The sequence below is a fragment of the Streptomyces sp. NPDC024687 genome (assembly GCF_055559055.1).
In genome coordinates, this window is the sequence record NZ_JBVHLJ010000017.1 from 69,758 (window position 1) to 84,101 (window position 14,344).

Genomic DNA, 14,344 nt, shown 5'->3' on the forward strand with positions numbered 1-14,344 from the left:
GAATCCTGCGACAGGCATTGACGGGATGTGTCAGGCACATATCATCCTGATTGCTCGACACGTCAGTCGGCGTTCGCACTCTCGAACGAGCAGGACAGCCCCGCCCCCGCAGCGCTCCCTCGCAGAGAGAACGACACATGGATATGTCATGTCCTCGCCAACCCTTCGATCGCCGAAAGGCGTTGACCGTCGGCGGCGGCCTGGTCACCGGCGCCTTCCTGTCCCTGGCGGGCCCCTCCCCCACCGCCGCTTCCGCCACGGCCCGAGGACCGGCCCCCACGGCCGCCGCGTCGTACACGAACCCGGTGATCTGGCAGGACTTCGCGGACATCGACGTCATCCGCGTCGGCAGCACCTACTACGCCTCCGCCTCGACCATGCACTACTCACCGGGCGCCCCCGTCCTGCGTTCGTACGACCTCGTCAACTGGGAGATCGCCGGTCACTCGGTGCCCGTGCTCGACTTCGGGGCCAAGTACGACCTGAACGGTGCCCGGGGCTACGTCAGGGGGATCTGGGCGTCGTCACTGGCCTACCGTCCGGCCAACAGGACGTTCTACTGGCTCGGCCAGATCGACTTCGCCAGGACGTACGTCTACACCGCCACCGCCGTCGAGGGGCCGTGGAGCAGGCTGACCACGATCAACACCCCGTACTACGACGCGGGGTTGCTCGTCGACACCGACAACACCCTGTACGTGGCGTACGGGAACACCACCATCAGCGTGGCCCAGCTCTCGCCCGACGGCCGGAGCCAGGTCCGCACCCAGCAGGTGTTCAGCACACCGTCGAGCGTCGGCACCCTTGAGGGCTCCCGGTTCTACAAGATCAACGGGCAGTACTACATCTTCCTGACCCGTCCGGCGAACGGGCAGTACATCCTGAAGTCGTCGGGCGGTCCCTTCGGCCCGTACACGATGCGACAGGTCCTCCTCGACCTGCGCGGACCGGTCCCCGGCGGCGGTGTCCCGCACCAGGGCGGGCTGGTGCAGACACAGGGCGGCGCCTGGTACTACATGGCCTTCGTGGACGCCTATCCCGGCGGCCGGGTGCCGGTCCTCGCTCCGGTCACCTGGACCCCGGACGGCTGGCCCGTCGTCCAACTGGTGAACGGCGCCTGGGGCACGTCGTACCCCGGCCCTGCCGTGCCCGCTCCGCCCCGCCAGGTCACCCCGATGACCGGCGTGGACACCTTCGACGGCACGGCCCTCAAGCCGAGATGGGAGTGGAACCACAACCCGGACAACACCAAGTGGTCGGTCGGCGACGGCCTGACCCTGCGGACCGCGACCGTCACCGACGACCTGTACTGGGCCCGCAACACCCTCACGCACCGCATCCAGGGGCCCACCTCCACCGCCACGGTCGAGCTCGACCACTCCACGATGCGGGACGGCGACCGGGCAGGGCTCGCGCTGCTCCGCGACTCCTCCGCGTGGATCGGCGTCAAGCGCGACGGCGGCGCGGCGCGGGTGACGATGGTCAATGGACTGACCATGGACGGCAGTTGGAACACCACCGCGACCGGTACCGAGGTCGCGAGCGCGCCCCTCGCGGGAGGCCGCGTCTGGCTGCGCGCGACCGCGGACATCCGCCCCGGCGCGGCCCGCCCCGGAACCTTCTCCTACAGCACCGACGGCACCCGCTTCACCCGGCTCGGGCCCGCCTTCTCCATGGGCAACGACTGGCGCTTCTTCATGGGCTACCGATTCGCCCTCTTCAACCACGCGACCCAAACGCTCGGCGGCGCGGTCCGCATCCCGCGGTTCGAGCTGTCGACGCCCTGATCCCATCCCTCGATCGCACGGCGCAACCCCCCACCCCACCGTACGAGGAGAACCATGAACCCGCTGAAACGGCTCGGCCGTCGCCGAGCCTCGGTGTTGTCCCTGCTGGCCGTGGCCGCCCTGGTCAGCCCCGGCGCCGCGAGCGCCGCACCCGACGGCGTCCGGGCCTCCACGCTGGGCGCCCAGGCGGCCCAGTCCGGGCGGTACTTCGGTACCGCCGTGGCCGCCGGACGCCTCGGCGACGGCACGTACACCGGGATCCTGGACCGGGAGTTCAACTCGGTCACGCCCGAGAACGAGATGAAGTGGGACACCATCGAGCGCTCCCGCGGCTCGTTCAACTTCGGCCCCGGCGACCAGATCGCGAACCGGGCCCAGTCACGCGGGCAACGCCTTCGCGGACACACCCTGGTCTGGCACCAGCAACTGCCCGGCTGGGTCAGCTCCATCAGGGACGCCAACACCCTGCGCAGCGTGATGAACAACCACATCACCCAGGTGGCGAACCACTACCGGGGCAAGGTCTACGCCTGGGACGTGGTCAACGAGGCTTTCGCCGACGGCGGCAGCGGCCAGATGCGCAGCTCGGTCTTCCGGGACGTGCTGGGCACCGGCTTCATCGAGGAGGCCTTCCGCACCGCGCGCTCGGCCGACCCGTCGGCCAAGCTCTGCTACAACGACTACAACATCGAGAACTGGAGCGACGCCAAGACCCAGGGCGTCTACCGCATGGTGCGCGACTTCAAGGCGCGCGGCGTGCCCATCGACTGCGTCGGCCTCCAGTCCCACTTCGGGGCGGGCGGCCCGCCCGGGAGCTTCCAGACGACCCTGTCGAACTTCGCCGCGCTCGGCGTGGACGTCCAGATCACCGAGCTGGACATCGCTCAGGCGCCCACGGCCGCGTACACGAACACGGTGCGGGCCTGCATGAACGTGGCGCGCTGCACCGGCATCACCGTCTGGGGCATCCGCGACAGCGACTCCTGGCGCAGCGGTGAGAACCCCTTGCTGTTCGACCGCAACGGCAACAAGAAGCCCGCCTACCAGTCGACGCTCACGGCGTTGGGCGGCCGCGCCGCGGCACAGCGGACGGACGCACCCGCGACCCGGTCCGCCGCGGCGCTCCCCTCCTCCTTCCGCTGGAGTTCCAGCGGCGCTCTGATCGGGCCGAAGTCGGACGCGACGCACAACATCGCGGGAATCAAGGACCCGTCGGTCGTCTACTACAACGGCAAGTACCACGTGTTCGCAAGCACCGCGAACTCCGCCGGGTACAACCTGGTGTACCTGAACTTCTCCGACTGGTCCCAGGCCGGTTCGGCCACGCACCACTACCTGGACCGCACCGCCGTCGGCGCCGGGTACCGTGCCGCACCGCAGGTCTTCTACAACGCCCCGCAACGCCTGTGGTACCTCGTCTACCAGACCGGCAACGCGTCGTACTCGACGAACCCGGACATCAGCAACCCCAACGGGTGGAGCGCCCCGAAGAACTTCTACTCGTCGATGCCGGACATCATCCGCCGGAACATCGGCAACGGTTACTGGGTGGACATGTGGGTGATCTGCGACAGCGCCAACTGCTACCTGTTCTCCTCGGACGACAACGGTCATCTCTACCGCTCCCGGACGACGGTGGGGCAGTTCCCCAACGGCTTCACCGACACCGTCATCGCGGCCCAGGACTCCAAGTACGCCATGTTCGAAGCGAGCAACGTCTACAAGGTGCAGGGCAGCAATCAGTACCTGCTGCTCGTCGAGGCGATCGCCTCGGACGGCCGGCGCTACTTCCGCTCCTGGACATCGAGCAGCCTCGCCGGTTCGTGGTCGCCCCTGGCCGCGTCCGAGAGCAACCCGTTCGCCAAGTCGAACAACGTGACGTTCCCTGCCGGAACCTGGAGCCGGGACATCAGTCACGGCGAGATGATCCGCGCGGGCTACGACCAGACACTCACGATCCCGGCCTGCAAGCTCCAGTACCTGTACCAGGGGAAGGATCCCAACGCCGGCGGTGACTACAACAGCCTGCCCTGGCGGCTGGGTCTGCTGACCCAGACCAACTCGACCTGCTGACCGTGTGGGCCCCGTACGGCGTGCGGGGCCCACATCGTGCGCCCGCCGAATCTCACTACTCCACCGGCGAGCGCGCTCCCGGGGTCATGGCCCAGCGGATGGCGTGCGTCAGCAGCAGACCCGCGGGCTGGACGGCGAGCCCCTCCACGACCGGGACCCGGGGCAGTCGCAGGACGCTGCGCGCCCACGGCGGGAGCAGGGCCACCGCGTTCGCCGCCAGGACGCCGTAGAACGGCAGCACGGCGAGCGGAACGGGTGGGTGCAGCAGCAGGAACCGGGCGGCGGCCCGGGCTTCCGGGGTGGCCCGCAGTTCCGGCTGGTAGGTGGCCAGCAGTGCGGCCAGGGCCCGGCGGTCCCGGGGTGGATCGACCACGCCCAGTGCCTCGGCCACCCGCGCGGTGTCGGCCACGTAGCCGTCGTACTCCGCCGGGTCGAGGAGGCGGGCCCCGTAGCGTTCGTGGGCGCGCAGGAAACTGTGGGTCTCGGCCGCGTGCACCCAGCCCAGCAGATGCGGGTCGGCGGCGTGGTAGGGCAGTCCCTCGCCGGTGGTCCCCCGCACCTGCCGGTGGATGGCGCGCACGCGTTCGACGGCTGCCTCGGCGTCGGAGGCGGTGCCGTAGGTCGTGACGGCGAGGAAGGTGCTGGTGCGCTGCAACCTCCCCCAGGGATCTCCGCGGAACCCGGAGTGCGCGGACACGGCGGCCATGGCGAGCGGGTGCAGGGACTGCAGGAGCAGGGCGCTCAGCCCGCCGATGAACATCGACACGTCGCCGTGGACCGTGCGGATGGGACGTTCGGGGCCGAACCAGCGGGGTCCGGGCGTGTCGTGGATACGGGCGCGGTTGGCGGGGCCGTCCGGACCGGCCACTCGCCGGAACACGGCCCTGCCCAGCCGATCACGAAGGTCGGTCATCTTGGCCGCACCTCCTTCCCGCCCCGCAGCGCGCCCGGTGGTCTGTCTTCCCCGGCAGCCGTGCGGGTGGATGCGGTGTGCTCGGTTTCCCACCGAGCGGCGTCACCGGCGTCCACCCGCCGTGGCGAGCGCGCTCCGGTTCAGTGGCTCCGTCCGCGGAGCCTGCCGAGCAGTTGCCGAGCCTGGGCGCGGCGACGCGGATCGGCCGAGGCCCGGCGCACCTGCTCGGCGGCACGCCGTCCCTGCGGGCTCCTGCTGAACTGCTTGATCTTCTCCAACATGCCAGGCACGACTGTCCTCCCGTGATGGTCGACGACAACTGCCGCACGACATGGCCTGCCGCACGACTTGGTCTTCGTACAGTCGCGGTTACCCCGGGTCCGGCGTCCCACCCCTGTGCGGCCCGCCCGGCACGTCGGTCTGACAGCAGCGGAACCGGGCAGCACTACTGCATGGAGCCCGCACCGCGTTTCACATTGGCCGCGACGACTCTGGACGCACCGGACGCCCATGAGCTCGCGCGGTTCTACCAGGATCTGCTCGGGTGGCGGCTGCGGACGGAGGAGTCCGGCTGGGTGGAGATCGCCTCGCCCGACGGCACCGCCGGGCTGTCCTTCCAGACAGAGCCGCTCTTCGAACGCCCGCAGTGGCCTTCCCGCCGGTCCGAGCAGCAGATGATGATGCACCTGGACATCGAGGTGGACGACCTGCCCTCAGCCGTCGAGCACGCCCTCGAACGGGGAGCGACCGTGGCCGACGTCCAGCCTCAGACCGATGTACGGGTCTTGTACGACCCGGCGGGCCACCCGTTCTGCCTCTTCGTGCGCAGCGGCCCCGGCGGCTGACGGGTCGGGCCGGGAGGCCTTCAGAGGCTCCGGGCCAGCGTGTCCGCCACCGTCGCGCACGCCAGCCGGGTCACGGCACGCAGTTCACCGCTGCCGCAACGGGCTGTCCGTCTGACGCAGGTGCTCGTCGACCAGTGCGAAAGTGGCGTCCGGCTGCTCGATCTGCGGAAGGTGGCCGGCCTTGGGGATGACCTCGAGGCGGGCGTCGCCGAACGCGTCGGCGTACGCGGCGCCATAGGCGGGGGTGACAATGCGGTCGCTCTCACCCCAGAGCAGGAGAGCGGGCACCTGGACCTGTCCGAGCCGGGACAGCAGCGTGGGGTCATGCATGTAGGGGTCGCCGGCGAGCAGGCGCATGGTGGCCATGTTGGCCCCTCTGCGTGCCAGTTCTTCGTCCGGGATCCCGGCCGGGTCCAGGTAGTAGCGGTCCGGGTCGTGCCAGGAGTGCTCCGCGACGCCGCGCGCGTCCAGGGCGAAGAAGTCGGTGATCGGTTCCGTCTCGACCCGCACGCCTACCGCGTCGATCAGGACGAGGCCGGTGACACACCCCGTGGTGTCGCGGGCGGCCATCTCGGCGGCCGTCCAGCCCCCGAGGGAGGAGCCCACGACGAGAACGTCGCGCAGTCGTCGTTCGCGCAGGAGGTGCAGGTAGGCGAGGGCGAGGTCGTCGATGCCGGTGAGCCATGCCGGGCGGTCGGTGCCGTCCCAGCCGGGATGCACGGGCGTGATCGTGTGAGCGGTGCGGGACAGGTGCCGGGCGAGGCCGGCGACGGTGGCGGGGCCTCCGCCGCCGTGCAGGACGAGGACCGGCCTCCCCTCCCCGGCCTCGGACAGGGTGAGCGACAGGTCGGCGTACATGGCTGATGCGTTGGTGGACATGCCGACCACTGTAACTAAGCATCTTTATATAAGCTAGCTTGGTCATGGCGTAGACTTGGCGTATGCACGGTGAGCTGCAAGAACTCGGCAGAGCGGTCAAACAGGCCCAGTATCGGCAACACCGGGCCCTCGACAGCGCCCTCCAGGCGGTCGGCACGACACTGGCCCAGTGGGACGCGCTGCGCGCGATCAGCCGCTCCCCCGGAGCGTCCGCCCGCGAACTGGCCGCAGCGACCTTCCAGACCGAGCAGGCCTTCGGTACGCTCGCCGGCCGCCTCACGGCCCAGGACCTCGTCGAACGCCGGCCCGGACGCGGCCGGCGCATCGAACACCACCTCACCCCCACCGGCGATCAGGTCCTGGCGGCCGGCCACAAAGTCGCCGACCACGTACTCGCCGAGTGCTTCTCCGCCCTGCCAGGGCCGGACCGCGCCACCCTGCTCGGCCTGCTTCAACGCCTCACGGCGGAGCCGGACGCGCACTGACGGCACTTGCCCAATCATGCGCGTGGGTGAAATCGCACAGCGTGCCGTATCAGGCTCCGTCCAGCGCTTGTTGCCAAGGTCACCAAGCGTCCGGAACCACACAGGAGTCAGCGTTGCCGCATTAGGACGAACCCCGGACAGCCTCTGCACCGCCAGAGGCCCGGGTCGCTCTCCGCACCTGCAGACGCATGGTCCGTCGCACCTTCCGGGCCGAGTACGCGCTCATCCAGCTGTTGCCCGCCCACGTCCGGACCGCGGCTCACGTCCTGTACGCCGCCCTTCACACCGCCGACGACCTGATCGACGACAGCACAAGCCCCGCCGCCGAGATACAGACCCCAATGCAACCGGTACTGCGCCGAGCAGCAAAAGCAGCAGCGCCCCCGGACCACGACGGTCCGAGGGCGCTGCAAGTTGCTCGGGGGCTCCTACGCTGCAACAGATGATTGTGACCACCTGGGGAAACGAAGGGGTGATGACACAGATGACACAGGTCGGCCGGGCTGTTCAGGCCGGGACGCCGGGCACGACCTGGCCGTCGCCGTCGTTACGTTCTGTACCGCTCATGAGTGCGCGGTACGTCGTCAGCAGCTGGGCGATGCCATGATCCGAATCTTGTCCACGGTGCCGATGCTCGCGAGGTTCTCGTTGAGGTCGCCCGGGCGGATGCACCGCGTAGCCCCATTGGTGAAGTGGAGCAGCGCGCCATCGTCGTGGCGGGTATTCCACACCTTGGGGGCACCCTTGCTGACGCCGAGGGTCTGCCAAGTCGAGGTGAAGTCCTTGTAGGTCCCGGTCGGGAGCAATCCGTTCTTGAAGAAGCAGACAGCTCGATCGTCGCACTGGTATGCGTCAGCCTGTGCCGCGGGTGCGGAGATCACGGACAATCCGGCGGCCAGCAGTGCGCCGGCGCTGAGCAGGACGGAGATCTTGCGGTTCATGGCATGCCTTTCAGTAAGGGTGACTTCGGGTTTCGCGTGGCGCGGATTCGATTCGATCCGTGACCACTCATCGGGCAACGTCAGCTGTACGAGCACTGGGACGAGTCATGCCGGCCCGGTCGATAAGCAAACTTGCGATCCAGGAGAAGTTCAGAGGCAGTAGCCGACAGCGCCGCTGGTCACCTTGATGTATGCACTGCTGACGAAGCCTGTCACGCTGGTCGCTTTGTTTCTGAGGTAGTACCACTTCTGCCCGCTGTCGCCGTAATTGGCGTAGTAGTAGCACGTGATTTCGGCGCCCTGGCCGCTTTGCCCCTGACCGACGGAGGAGTATCCGGTGCCAGGGCCTGAGCGGATATTGACACCGTTTCCGGTGAAGTGGCCCGACGCATTCGCGCTGGCCGCCGCTACTGCGGCACTCTTTGCGACGTTGGGCGCGGCCGCTTGGCTCACCGCCGGTGCAGCAATGGTGCAAGAGGCCGCAACGACGGCTATGACCGTGAAACGCCTGATGTTCATCTGACCTTCTTTCGCCCGGACCGGGCATCGGAGCCTGCCTGAGCCTCTCTGAGAGTCTCTGAGCGAGGCTTGGCTATTCGGGTCGTACATTTCGTCACGGCGAGATCGCGAGCCGAGGTTCTGCCGCGGCTCCTGTGCGAATCGGGGTAACTCCTGCGGTACGTGCCACCGTTCACCGTGCGGCTGCACGCGTGCCGAGCCGGGCCTCACGTGAGCCCGTCAGGAGGTGACGTTCCAGTTGAGGGTGCCGCTCCAGTTGACCTTCGTCTCGCTGAGGTCCGCGGCAGCCGCCAGGCAGAAGACCGTGCCGGACCTGAAGTTGGAGCCGATCAGGTGCCGCCGCCCGTCTCCTACCTCCACGTCCGAGCCCTGCACGGAGCGGTTGTCGCACTTGTACCACTTGACCTTCATGGCCACGCCGGGCGTGTTGGTGACCTGGAGGTAGATGTTCGAACCGTTTGCCGTGATCGTCCGGCCGGTCCCGTAGTACGTGTAGCTCCCCCCGACCTGGCCGGAGACGTTGGTGGAGGAGGCGTAGGCCGGCCCGGCGGCGAGGGCGAGCGCACCGACCAGGGCGGCTCCGGTGACGAGGGCCTTCCGCTGGGTGCCGTGGAACTTCAGCATGGTCGCGAGACTTCCTGTGGAGGTGGAGTTGGGCGGCAGACATACGGGTATGGGGCAGTCGGCTGAGGAGGAGCCTGTGGCGGAAGCAGGCGCCACCGGCCCGGCCAGGACCGGGAGGCCCCCGCCGGTACAGGCGGGGTTGACCGTAAGGAGTCCGGCCGCGAGCGGGCGCCGCTGCCGAGGGTGACCGCGAGGCGGCGTCGGCAAGCTGATCAGTAGTCGCCCGTGCACTCAGTGCTGCTTCCCCAGTAAGTACCCGCCTCGGGCGTCACGTCCTTGTCGTTGATCATCACGCTGTCGTTGATCATCACGCTGAAGAAAGTGCCGCCGCCCGTAGGTCCGTTGGTAGGTACTTCTTGCCCTGGCAGCTGTGGATCTCGAGTTTCGAGGCGGCGGAGGCGTTGGGATAGTGCCCCCAAGCGGCCCGGCAGGATGGGCTATCGCGCCGTTCCACGCCGCGGTGCTCGCCGCGCGGCACAGTGCGGGCGTCGTTCTGACAGCCCGTGTTGGCCGGGTTGAGGCCGTTGCAGGTGGAGCTGAGGCAACTGGAGGCGGCCGGGGCGTCGAGCGGGCCACCGGCGAACAGGGCTGCCGCGGTGACGGCGCCGGACAGCTTCGACCTCGTGCCGGACTTCACGAGACCTCCTCGACGGCAGGCCTGTGGGAGTTGCAACGGGTCAGTTGATGGAGGCAGGTCAGGCGCTGGCCGAGCTGGTGCAGGCTGCGATGCCGGCGCAGTAGCTGATGTCGAAGTGGTTGCTCTCGCGGGCGTAGACGTTGCCGGCCGAGGAGCGCCAGCGCTCCGCGCCGTCGCTGCGGGTGGAGATCTTCGTGAAGCTGGAGTGGATGTAGTTCGTTATGCAGGTGTTCGGGTTGATGTCCGCCTTGAAGCCCTGGTAGTGGCTGTAGGGGCGGTCGGGATTGGAGTGGCCGACCTCGGTGCCGCCGGTGACGTTGATCGCGCAGCCGCTGGCGCTCTTGAGGGTCTTCAGTCCATCCACCGTGGTCTGGTTGATCTGGCTGTACGATGTACAGCTGCTGTTCGAGCGGGTGGTGCAGCCGCCGCTGGAGGAGTGCGTGACGCCGGCGGCACTGAGCTGGGAGGCCGCAGCGGACTGCGACAACTTGGTGACGGCGTAGGCGTTGCCGGGCAGCGCGAGGACGATTGAGGCGGCGATGGATCCGGCGCCGAGGGTGGCGCGGCGCATGTTCATACGCATGATGGTCTCCTTGTCGAGATGAGGCGGGCGTGGGCCCGCGGGTGCCCACCCCGGGGTTGATGTCTGGCCGCGGATGGGTTCGCGCCAGTTTCGGGAGGCCGATCCGGCCAGTTGCTCCGCCATCGGGAAGCGGGCTTTCCTGGTTCTGACGTCGCGAGGGCGGTGCGCTTTCGTGCGTTCATGATTCGGCCTCCTCCCCGTGAGGACGATGCGGGTGGACCGCGCCGTCTGCTTGCTCCACAGAGACTGCTGGTCAATCCGGGTCTGGGCCAGCGAGGCCGGCGCCGTTGGGACACCGTGGGACGTCCCATGCGTTGACCTGCTGGGATGTCCGGAGCGATGCGGCATCGCTGGGACGCCCGAGCCCTCGTGGGCCACGGCTGAAGACATGGGTGTGGAGCTTCGGCTAGCCCCGGAGCCCGCGCGAGGTGTACTAACAGGGCAAGGGGCGAGAGCCCTGGGGGGTTTCTGATGCTTATTGGGGTGGGGCGTGTCGCGTTGGAAAGAACTGCCGGATTCTCTTGACCAGAGAGTGCGGCAACTCGTGGTGCAGTTGCGGAGGTTGAAGGACCGCAGCGGGCTGAGCCTGGACGCGCTCGCGGTCAAGACCGGGTACAGCCGCTCGTCGTGGGATCGCTACCTCAACGGGAAGGCGCTGCCTCCGCGCCACGCGGTGGAGGAGCTGGCGCGGGTCGCGGGGGCGGATCCGGTCCGGCTGCTGGTGCTGCATGAGGTGGCCGAGGAAGGGTGGCCGCAGCGGATCACGTCGTCCTCGCGGGCCACGGCGGAGGACGGTGGCGAGCAAGGAGCACAGGGGGAGGAAGCTGCTGAGCATTCCGTTGCGGCCGAGGGCTCTGCGGTGTCGGCGGAGGAGCCAGGGGCCTCGGAGGAGGGGCCCACGGTATTGGGGGCCGGGCCCGGGTCGGGGGCCGGGCAGCCGCCGGGGGTGCGCAGGCCCGTCGCCCTCGCTGCCGTGGTGGCCGCCGCGCTCGTGGGGATGGCCGCCGGAATGCTGATCGCCGCGCCCTGGGGTGACGCCGACGGCGGGGACGACAAGGTGCAGACGGCGCTGAACGGCCCACTGCCGAGCAGCAGTACCACCAGCACCGGTGCCGCTATTAGTACTGGCATCAGGACCGGTAGCGGCACCAACAGCAACAACACCTCTACCGAGGGGCTGGGCTGGTACGTCTTCAAGACGGACAAGTCGTACTCCTGCAAGGTCCGCCGGAACGGCGAGGCCGGCGGGGAGCTGTTCGCCGGATACAGCAAGACGCGCACCGCCGTCCTTGCCGGACCGGGCTGGGACGTGGTGGAGGCCCAGTGCCTGCTGGGCTATCTCCACTTGGAACCGGGCATCGTCGACGGGGTCTACGGTCAGCAGACCATCGCGGCCGTGATGCGTCTGCAGAAGAAGGCCGGGCTGCCGGCGGACGGCGTCGTGGGCCCGCACACCTGGCAGGCGCTGCGCGGATGAGCGGCCCCGCACCGGAGTGCGTGGCCCTGGCCGAGGGGCTCCGCGAAATGAGGGCGCGGACGGGCTTGAGCCTGGCGGCGCTGGCCGAGCGCACGGCGTACAGCAAGTCGTCCTGGGAGCGCTATCTCAACGGGAAGAAGCCAGTGCCCCGGCAGGCCGTCGAGGCGCTGTGCGCGTTGACGGGGGAGTCCGCCGGGCGGCTGCTCGCGCTCTGGGAACTGGCGGACGCCGAGTGGAGCGGGCGCGCCCGGCACACCCGCCCCTCTGCCGAGCCTCGGCCCACGCCCTCGCCCGCATCCGCCCTGGTCCCCGCAGGTGCTGTGGGCGCTACCGGCGTCCACAGGAGGGCTCGGCGCCAGGGGCTGTTCATCGCCGGTGTGTGTGTGGTCGCAGTGGCGATGTTGGTGGCGCAGTCTCTGCGGAGCCACAGCGCCGCGGGAAGCCCGGCGTCCACGCTGGATCCCGTCCCCGGATGCCGGGGGGAGGCGTGTGAGGGGAAGGATCCCAGCCCGATGGCCTGCGGATTGCCCGGCCGGGTGGACTCGCTCGGTCCGCCGAACCGCACCACCACCGGTGCGAGGGTGGAGATCCGGTACAGCCAGGTGTGCGACGCCGCGTGGGGCCGGATCTGGCATTCGAAGGTCGGGGACGTGATCGAGGTCTCGACCCCTGGCATCCGGCCGCATCGAGTCGTCGTCAGAAACACCGCGGATACGGGCGCCTACCGTTTCACGCCCATGATCGGCGGCCCGAACCGGACGCGCCTACGGCTGTGCTTCACACCGGCGGGCGCCACGAACCGGGAGTGCTTCGACTCCTGACGGTGCTCTCTCCTGGCCGAGCACTGCCTGCGCCCCCGGCGGGGCGAGGGCAGCGGTCCGGACTTGGCCTGCTCGCGCAGGGCGTAGTACCAGCCCTGGCGTTCTTCCCAGTCGAGCAGCGCGGACGATGCCCGGCGGGATACCCCGCGCGGTGAGGGCGTCGTCGACGGCCTGGACGTGGGGGCAGCGGGGCAGTCGCTGGGGCGTGCCCGCGGTGACGACGGGGACAGCGGACGGCAGCGGCTGTCGGCGCTCACTGCAAGCCGCCGCGGACGCCGCCGGTGAGATCGACTGCTGAAAGTGCTGTCGGCGGCCAACGTGCGGGACATGGCTCGGGGTGCCGCTGGGGGTGGCGCAGGCCCGCAAGGCGATCTGGGACTTCCGGCCGGACGTGGCCCTGGCGACCGGCGGCTATGTGGCCGTTCCGGCCGGGCTGGCGGCTCGCCAGTGTCGGCGGCCGCCGGTACTATCGAGATTCGATAGATTTCCATCGTTGCTCGATGTTGGGATGGGACATGGGAAAGCTGACCGTCGGTGCCCTGCGCGCCGTGCTCGCAGTGGTGCTCGTCGGCACCCTGTTCGTACAGACGTTGATGGTGTGGACGTTGGTCAGCGGGAGCGACCCGGAGGACGGGTCGCTCCCGCTGACCTCGCTGCGTGTGATCACGATCCTGGGCATGGTGTCGGTCCAGGTGGCACTGGTCTGCGTAGGGCGGCTGGTGACGATGGTGCGACGCGGAACCGTGTTCTCCCCCGCCGCCTTCCGGTACGTGGACGGAGTGATCGGCGCGATCGTGGCGGCCGCCCTCGTGTGGTTCGCGGTCACGCTCGTCAATGCGCCGGGCCAGCGGGACGACCGGGGTGTCACCCTCATCATGGGCGGCGTCGGCGTGGCCATCCTGGGAGTCGCCCTCATCGTGCTCGTGCTGCGGATGCTGCTCGCCCAGGCCGTCGCGCGCGACGACGAAGCCTCACAGCTGCAGGCCGAGTTGGACGGGGTGATCTGATGCCGATCGCCGTCGACATCGACGTGATGCTGGCCAGGCGGAAGATGTCCGTGGGCGAACTCGCCGATCGCGTGGGGATCACGCCCGCCAATCTGGCGGTACTCAAGAACGGCCGCGCCAAGGCGGTACGTTTCGCGACGCTCGCCGCGCTCTGCGAGGTGCTCGAGTGCCAGCCGGGCGACCTGCTGCGCTGGGAGCCCGAGGACGGCACGGACGAAGACGTGCCCGCGTCAGGCCGGACCGCGGCCGGCGCCACCGGCACCTCCTGACGTACGGGTGCTGCTGGACTCATTCGCTCTCCGTGGGACCAAGGGTGCAGGCAGGCGTACCTCTTCGGGTGCACGGCAGTCATCGCCGTGAGCCGTGCGGGGGAGCAATACGTCAGTTTCGCGGGCGATGTGAGGACCCGTCAGCCCGCGAGAGCCTGTGAGGGCGCCCCCGGAGCAGGGGCGCCATCCATGAGGAAGGACCACCGATGAGTCGCAATGCGTCAGCCTCCACCCGCCTCCGTGTCGCCGCGGGCGCCGCCGTCCTGATCACCGTCGCGTGCACCGCCTCCGCCGCGGCCTTCGACCGTTCGCCCGGAACCGACTCCCCCGTTATCTTCTTCGCGGTCCTGCAAGAGGGCCGCTGGCCTCCGGGCCCGGCATGACTGTTCCCCCCCTGTCGAACCGATGACCTGGGGGGTGGTGTCACCGGGCCTGAGAGGCGCCGTTGGAGACGCTGATGAGAGGTCCGACTACCGCCTGGCCT

The 14,344-nt window shown here is 69.2% G+C and carries 17 protein-coding genes; 9 read left to right on the forward strand and 8 right to left on the reverse strand.

Annotated features, from left to right (window positions below; genetic code table 11):
- Window positions 1-143 precede the first annotated feature (143 nt).
- Together ACZ39I_RS40190 and ACZ39I_RS40195 are read left to right on the forward strand one after the other, a co-directional pair.
- On the forward strand, window positions 144-1,787 hold the full coding sequence (locus tag ACZ39I_RS40190; protein ID WP_467250512.1) for a glycoside hydrolase family 43 protein: 1,644 nt from the start codon (window positions 144-146) through the stop codon (window positions 1,785-1,787).
- Window positions 1,788-1,841: 54 nt separating this feature from the next.
- Complete coding sequence (locus ACZ39I_RS40195; RefSeq protein WP_467250478.1) at window positions 1,842-3,860, forward strand: glycoside hydrolase; 2,019 nt, start codon at window positions 1,842-1,844, stop codon at window positions 3,858-3,860.
- Window positions 3,861-3,915: 55 nt separating this feature from the next.
- Here ACZ39I_RS40195 and ACZ39I_RS40200 read toward each other — a convergent pair whose 3' ends face one another.
- Window positions 3,916-4,773, reverse strand: a complete 858-nt coding sequence (locus tag ACZ39I_RS40200; RefSeq protein ID WP_467250480.1) for an oxygenase MpaB family protein — start codon at window positions 4,771-4,773, stop codon at window positions 3,916-3,918.
- Between the two features lie 140 nt (window positions 4,774-4,913).
- The gene (locus tag ACZ39I_RS40205) at window positions 4,914-5,063 is read right to left on the reverse strand and encodes a hypothetical protein (protein WP_365657875.1); all 150 of its coding nucleotides are present in this window, start codon (window positions 5,061-5,063) and stop codon (window positions 4,914-4,916) included.
- Between the two features lie 162 nt (window positions 5,064-5,225).
- Between ACZ39I_RS40205 and ACZ39I_RS40210 the strand changes: the two genes are divergently transcribed.
- Window positions 5,226-5,618 carry a VOC family protein gene (locus tag ACZ39I_RS40210; RefSeq protein WP_467250482.1) on the forward strand — a complete coding sequence of 131 codons (393 nt, stop codon included), beginning with the start codon at window positions 5,226-5,228 and terminating at the stop codon, window positions 5,616-5,618.
- 84 nt (window positions 5,619-5,702) lie between these two features.
- Here ACZ39I_RS40210 and ACZ39I_RS40215 read toward each other — a convergent pair whose 3' ends face one another.
- On the reverse strand, window positions 5,703-6,497 hold the full coding sequence (locus ACZ39I_RS40215; RefSeq protein ID WP_467250484.1) for an alpha/beta fold hydrolase: 795 nt from the start codon (window positions 6,495-6,497) through the stop codon (window positions 5,703-5,705).
- A gap of 62 nt (window positions 6,498-6,559) precedes the next feature.
- Between ACZ39I_RS40215 and ACZ39I_RS40220 the strand changes: the two genes are divergently transcribed.
- Together ACZ39I_RS40220 and ACZ39I_RS40225 are read left to right on the forward strand one after the other, a co-directional pair.
- Window positions 6,560-6,982 carry a MarR family winged helix-turn-helix transcriptional regulator gene (locus ACZ39I_RS40220; protein ID WP_467250486.1) on the forward strand — a complete coding sequence of 141 codons (423 nt, stop codon included), beginning with the start codon at window positions 6,560-6,562 and terminating at the stop codon, window positions 6,980-6,982.
- A 188-nt stretch (window positions 6,983-7,170) separates the two neighbouring features.
- Entirely contained in the window at window positions 7,171-7,428 is a 258-nt protein-coding gene (locus tag ACZ39I_RS40225; protein WP_467250488.1) for a squalene/phytoene synthase family protein, read from the forward strand.
- 138 nt (window positions 7,429-7,566) lie between these two features.
- On the opposite strand, the gene ACZ39I_RS40230 is transcribed toward ACZ39I_RS40225, so the two are convergent.
- From ACZ39I_RS40230 to ACZ39I_RS40250, 5 genes are all read right to left on the reverse strand, one after another.
- Window positions 7,567-7,923 carry a hypothetical protein gene (locus tag ACZ39I_RS40230; protein ID WP_467250490.1) on the reverse strand — a complete coding sequence of 119 codons (357 nt, stop codon included), beginning with the start codon at window positions 7,921-7,923 and terminating at the stop codon, window positions 7,567-7,569.
- A 150-nt stretch (window positions 7,924-8,073) separates the two neighbouring features.
- The gene (locus tag ACZ39I_RS40235) at window positions 8,074-8,442 is read right to left on the reverse strand and encodes an SH3 domain-containing protein (protein WP_467250492.1); all 369 of its coding nucleotides are present in this window, start codon (window positions 8,440-8,442) and stop codon (window positions 8,074-8,076) included.
- 219 nt (window positions 8,443-8,661) lie between these two features.
- Complete coding sequence (locus ACZ39I_RS40240) at window positions 8,662-9,066, reverse strand: hypothetical protein (protein ID WP_467250494.1); 405 nt, start codon at window positions 9,064-9,066, stop codon at window positions 8,662-8,664.
- 307 nt (window positions 9,067-9,373) lie between these two features.
- Complete coding sequence (locus ACZ39I_RS40245; protein ID WP_467250496.1) at window positions 9,374-9,703, reverse strand: DUF2690 domain-containing protein; 330 nt, start codon at window positions 9,701-9,703, stop codon at window positions 9,374-9,376.
- Between the two features lie 58 nt (window positions 9,704-9,761).
- Window positions 9,762-10,286: a hypothetical protein gene (locus ACZ39I_RS40250; protein WP_467250498.1), complete on the reverse strand. Its 525-nt coding sequence runs from the start codon at window positions 10,284-10,286 to the stop codon at window positions 9,762-9,764.
- Window positions 10,287-10,833: 547 nt separating this feature from the next.
- Here ACZ39I_RS40250 and ACZ39I_RS40255 point away from each other — a divergent pair.
- The 4 genes from ACZ39I_RS40255 to ACZ39I_RS40270 all read left to right on the forward strand — a co-directional run bounded on the left by ACZ39I_RS40255 (window position 10,834) and on the right by ACZ39I_RS40270 (window position 13,860).
- Window positions 10,834-11,763, forward strand: a complete 930-nt coding sequence (locus ACZ39I_RS40255) for a helix-turn-helix domain-containing protein (RefSeq protein WP_467250514.1) — start codon at window positions 10,834-10,836, stop codon at window positions 11,761-11,763.
- Window positions 11,760-12,584, forward strand: a complete 825-nt coding sequence (locus tag ACZ39I_RS40260; RefSeq protein ID WP_467250500.1) for a helix-turn-helix domain-containing protein — start codon at window positions 11,760-11,762, stop codon at window positions 12,582-12,584. Before ACZ39I_RS40255 ends, ACZ39I_RS40260 begins: the two co-directional genes overlap by 4 nt.
- 515 nt (window positions 12,585-13,099) lie before the next feature.
- Window positions 13,100-13,591, forward strand: a complete 492-nt coding sequence (locus tag ACZ39I_RS40265; protein ID WP_467250502.1) for a DUF2975 domain-containing protein — start codon at window positions 13,100-13,102, stop codon at window positions 13,589-13,591.
- The gene (locus ACZ39I_RS40270; protein WP_467250504.1) at window positions 13,591-13,860 is read left to right on the forward strand and encodes a helix-turn-helix domain-containing protein; all 270 of its coding nucleotides are present in this window, start codon (window positions 13,591-13,593) and stop codon (window positions 13,858-13,860) included. The genes ACZ39I_RS40265 and ACZ39I_RS40270 overlap by 1 nt, the downstream gene beginning before the upstream one ends.
- Window positions 13,861-14,344 lie beyond the last annotated feature (484 nt).

Bases quoted from the DNA above. Each gene is read 5' to 3' on its own strand.
- ACZ39I_RS40195 (WP_467250478.1), top strand. From the start codon at position 1,842: ATGAACCCGCTGAAACGGCTCGGCCGTCGCCGAGCCTCGGTGTTGTCC.
- ACZ39I_RS40235 (WP_467250492.1), bottom strand. From the start codon at position 8,442: ATGAACATCAGGCGTTTCACGGTCATAGCCGTCGTTGCGGCCTCTTGC.
- ACZ39I_RS40265 (WP_467250502.1), top strand. From the start codon at position 13,100: ATGGGAAAGCTGACCGTCGGTGCCCTGCGCGCCGTGCTCGCAGTGGTG.
- ACZ39I_RS40220 (WP_467250486.1), top strand. From the start codon at position 6,560: ATGCACGGTGAGCTGCAAGAACTCGGCAGAGCGGTCAAACAGGCCCAG.
- ACZ39I_RS40250 (WP_467250498.1), bottom strand. From the start codon at position 10,286: ATGCGTATGAACATGCGCCGCGCCACCCTCGGCGCCGGATCCATCGCC.
- ACZ39I_RS40210 (WP_467250482.1), top strand. From the start codon at position 5,226: ATGGAGCCCGCACCGCGTTTCACATTGGCCGCGACGACTCTGGACGCA.
- ACZ39I_RS40230 (WP_467250490.1), bottom strand. From the start codon at position 7,923: ATGAACCGCAAGATCTCCGTCCTGCTCAGCGCCGGCGCACTGCTGGCC.
- ACZ39I_RS40270 (WP_467250504.1), top strand. From the start codon at position 13,591: ATGCCGATCGCCGTCGACATCGACGTGATGCTGGCCAGGCGGAAGATG.
- ACZ39I_RS40240 (WP_467250494.1), bottom strand. From the start codon at position 9,066: ATGCTGAAGTTCCACGGCACCCAGCGGAAGGCCCTCGTCACCGGAGCC.
- ACZ39I_RS40225 (WP_467250488.1), top strand. From the start codon at position 7,171: ATGGTCCGTCGCACCTTCCGGGCCGAGTACGCGCTCATCCAGCTGTTG.
- ACZ39I_RS40190 (WP_467250512.1), top strand. From the start codon at position 144: ATGTCATGTCCTCGCCAACCCTTCGATCGCCGAAAGGCGTTGACCGTC.
- ACZ39I_RS40215 (WP_467250484.1), bottom strand. From the start codon at position 6,497: ATGTCCACCAACGCATCAGCCATGTACGCCGACCTGTCGCTCACCCTG.
- ACZ39I_RS40260 (WP_467250500.1), top strand. From the start codon at position 11,760: ATGAGCGGCCCCGCACCGGAGTGCGTGGCCCTGGCCGAGGGGCTCCGC.
- ACZ39I_RS40200 (WP_467250480.1), bottom strand. From the start codon at position 4,773: ATGACCGACCTTCGTGATCGGCTGGGCAGGGCCGTGTTCCGGCGAGTG.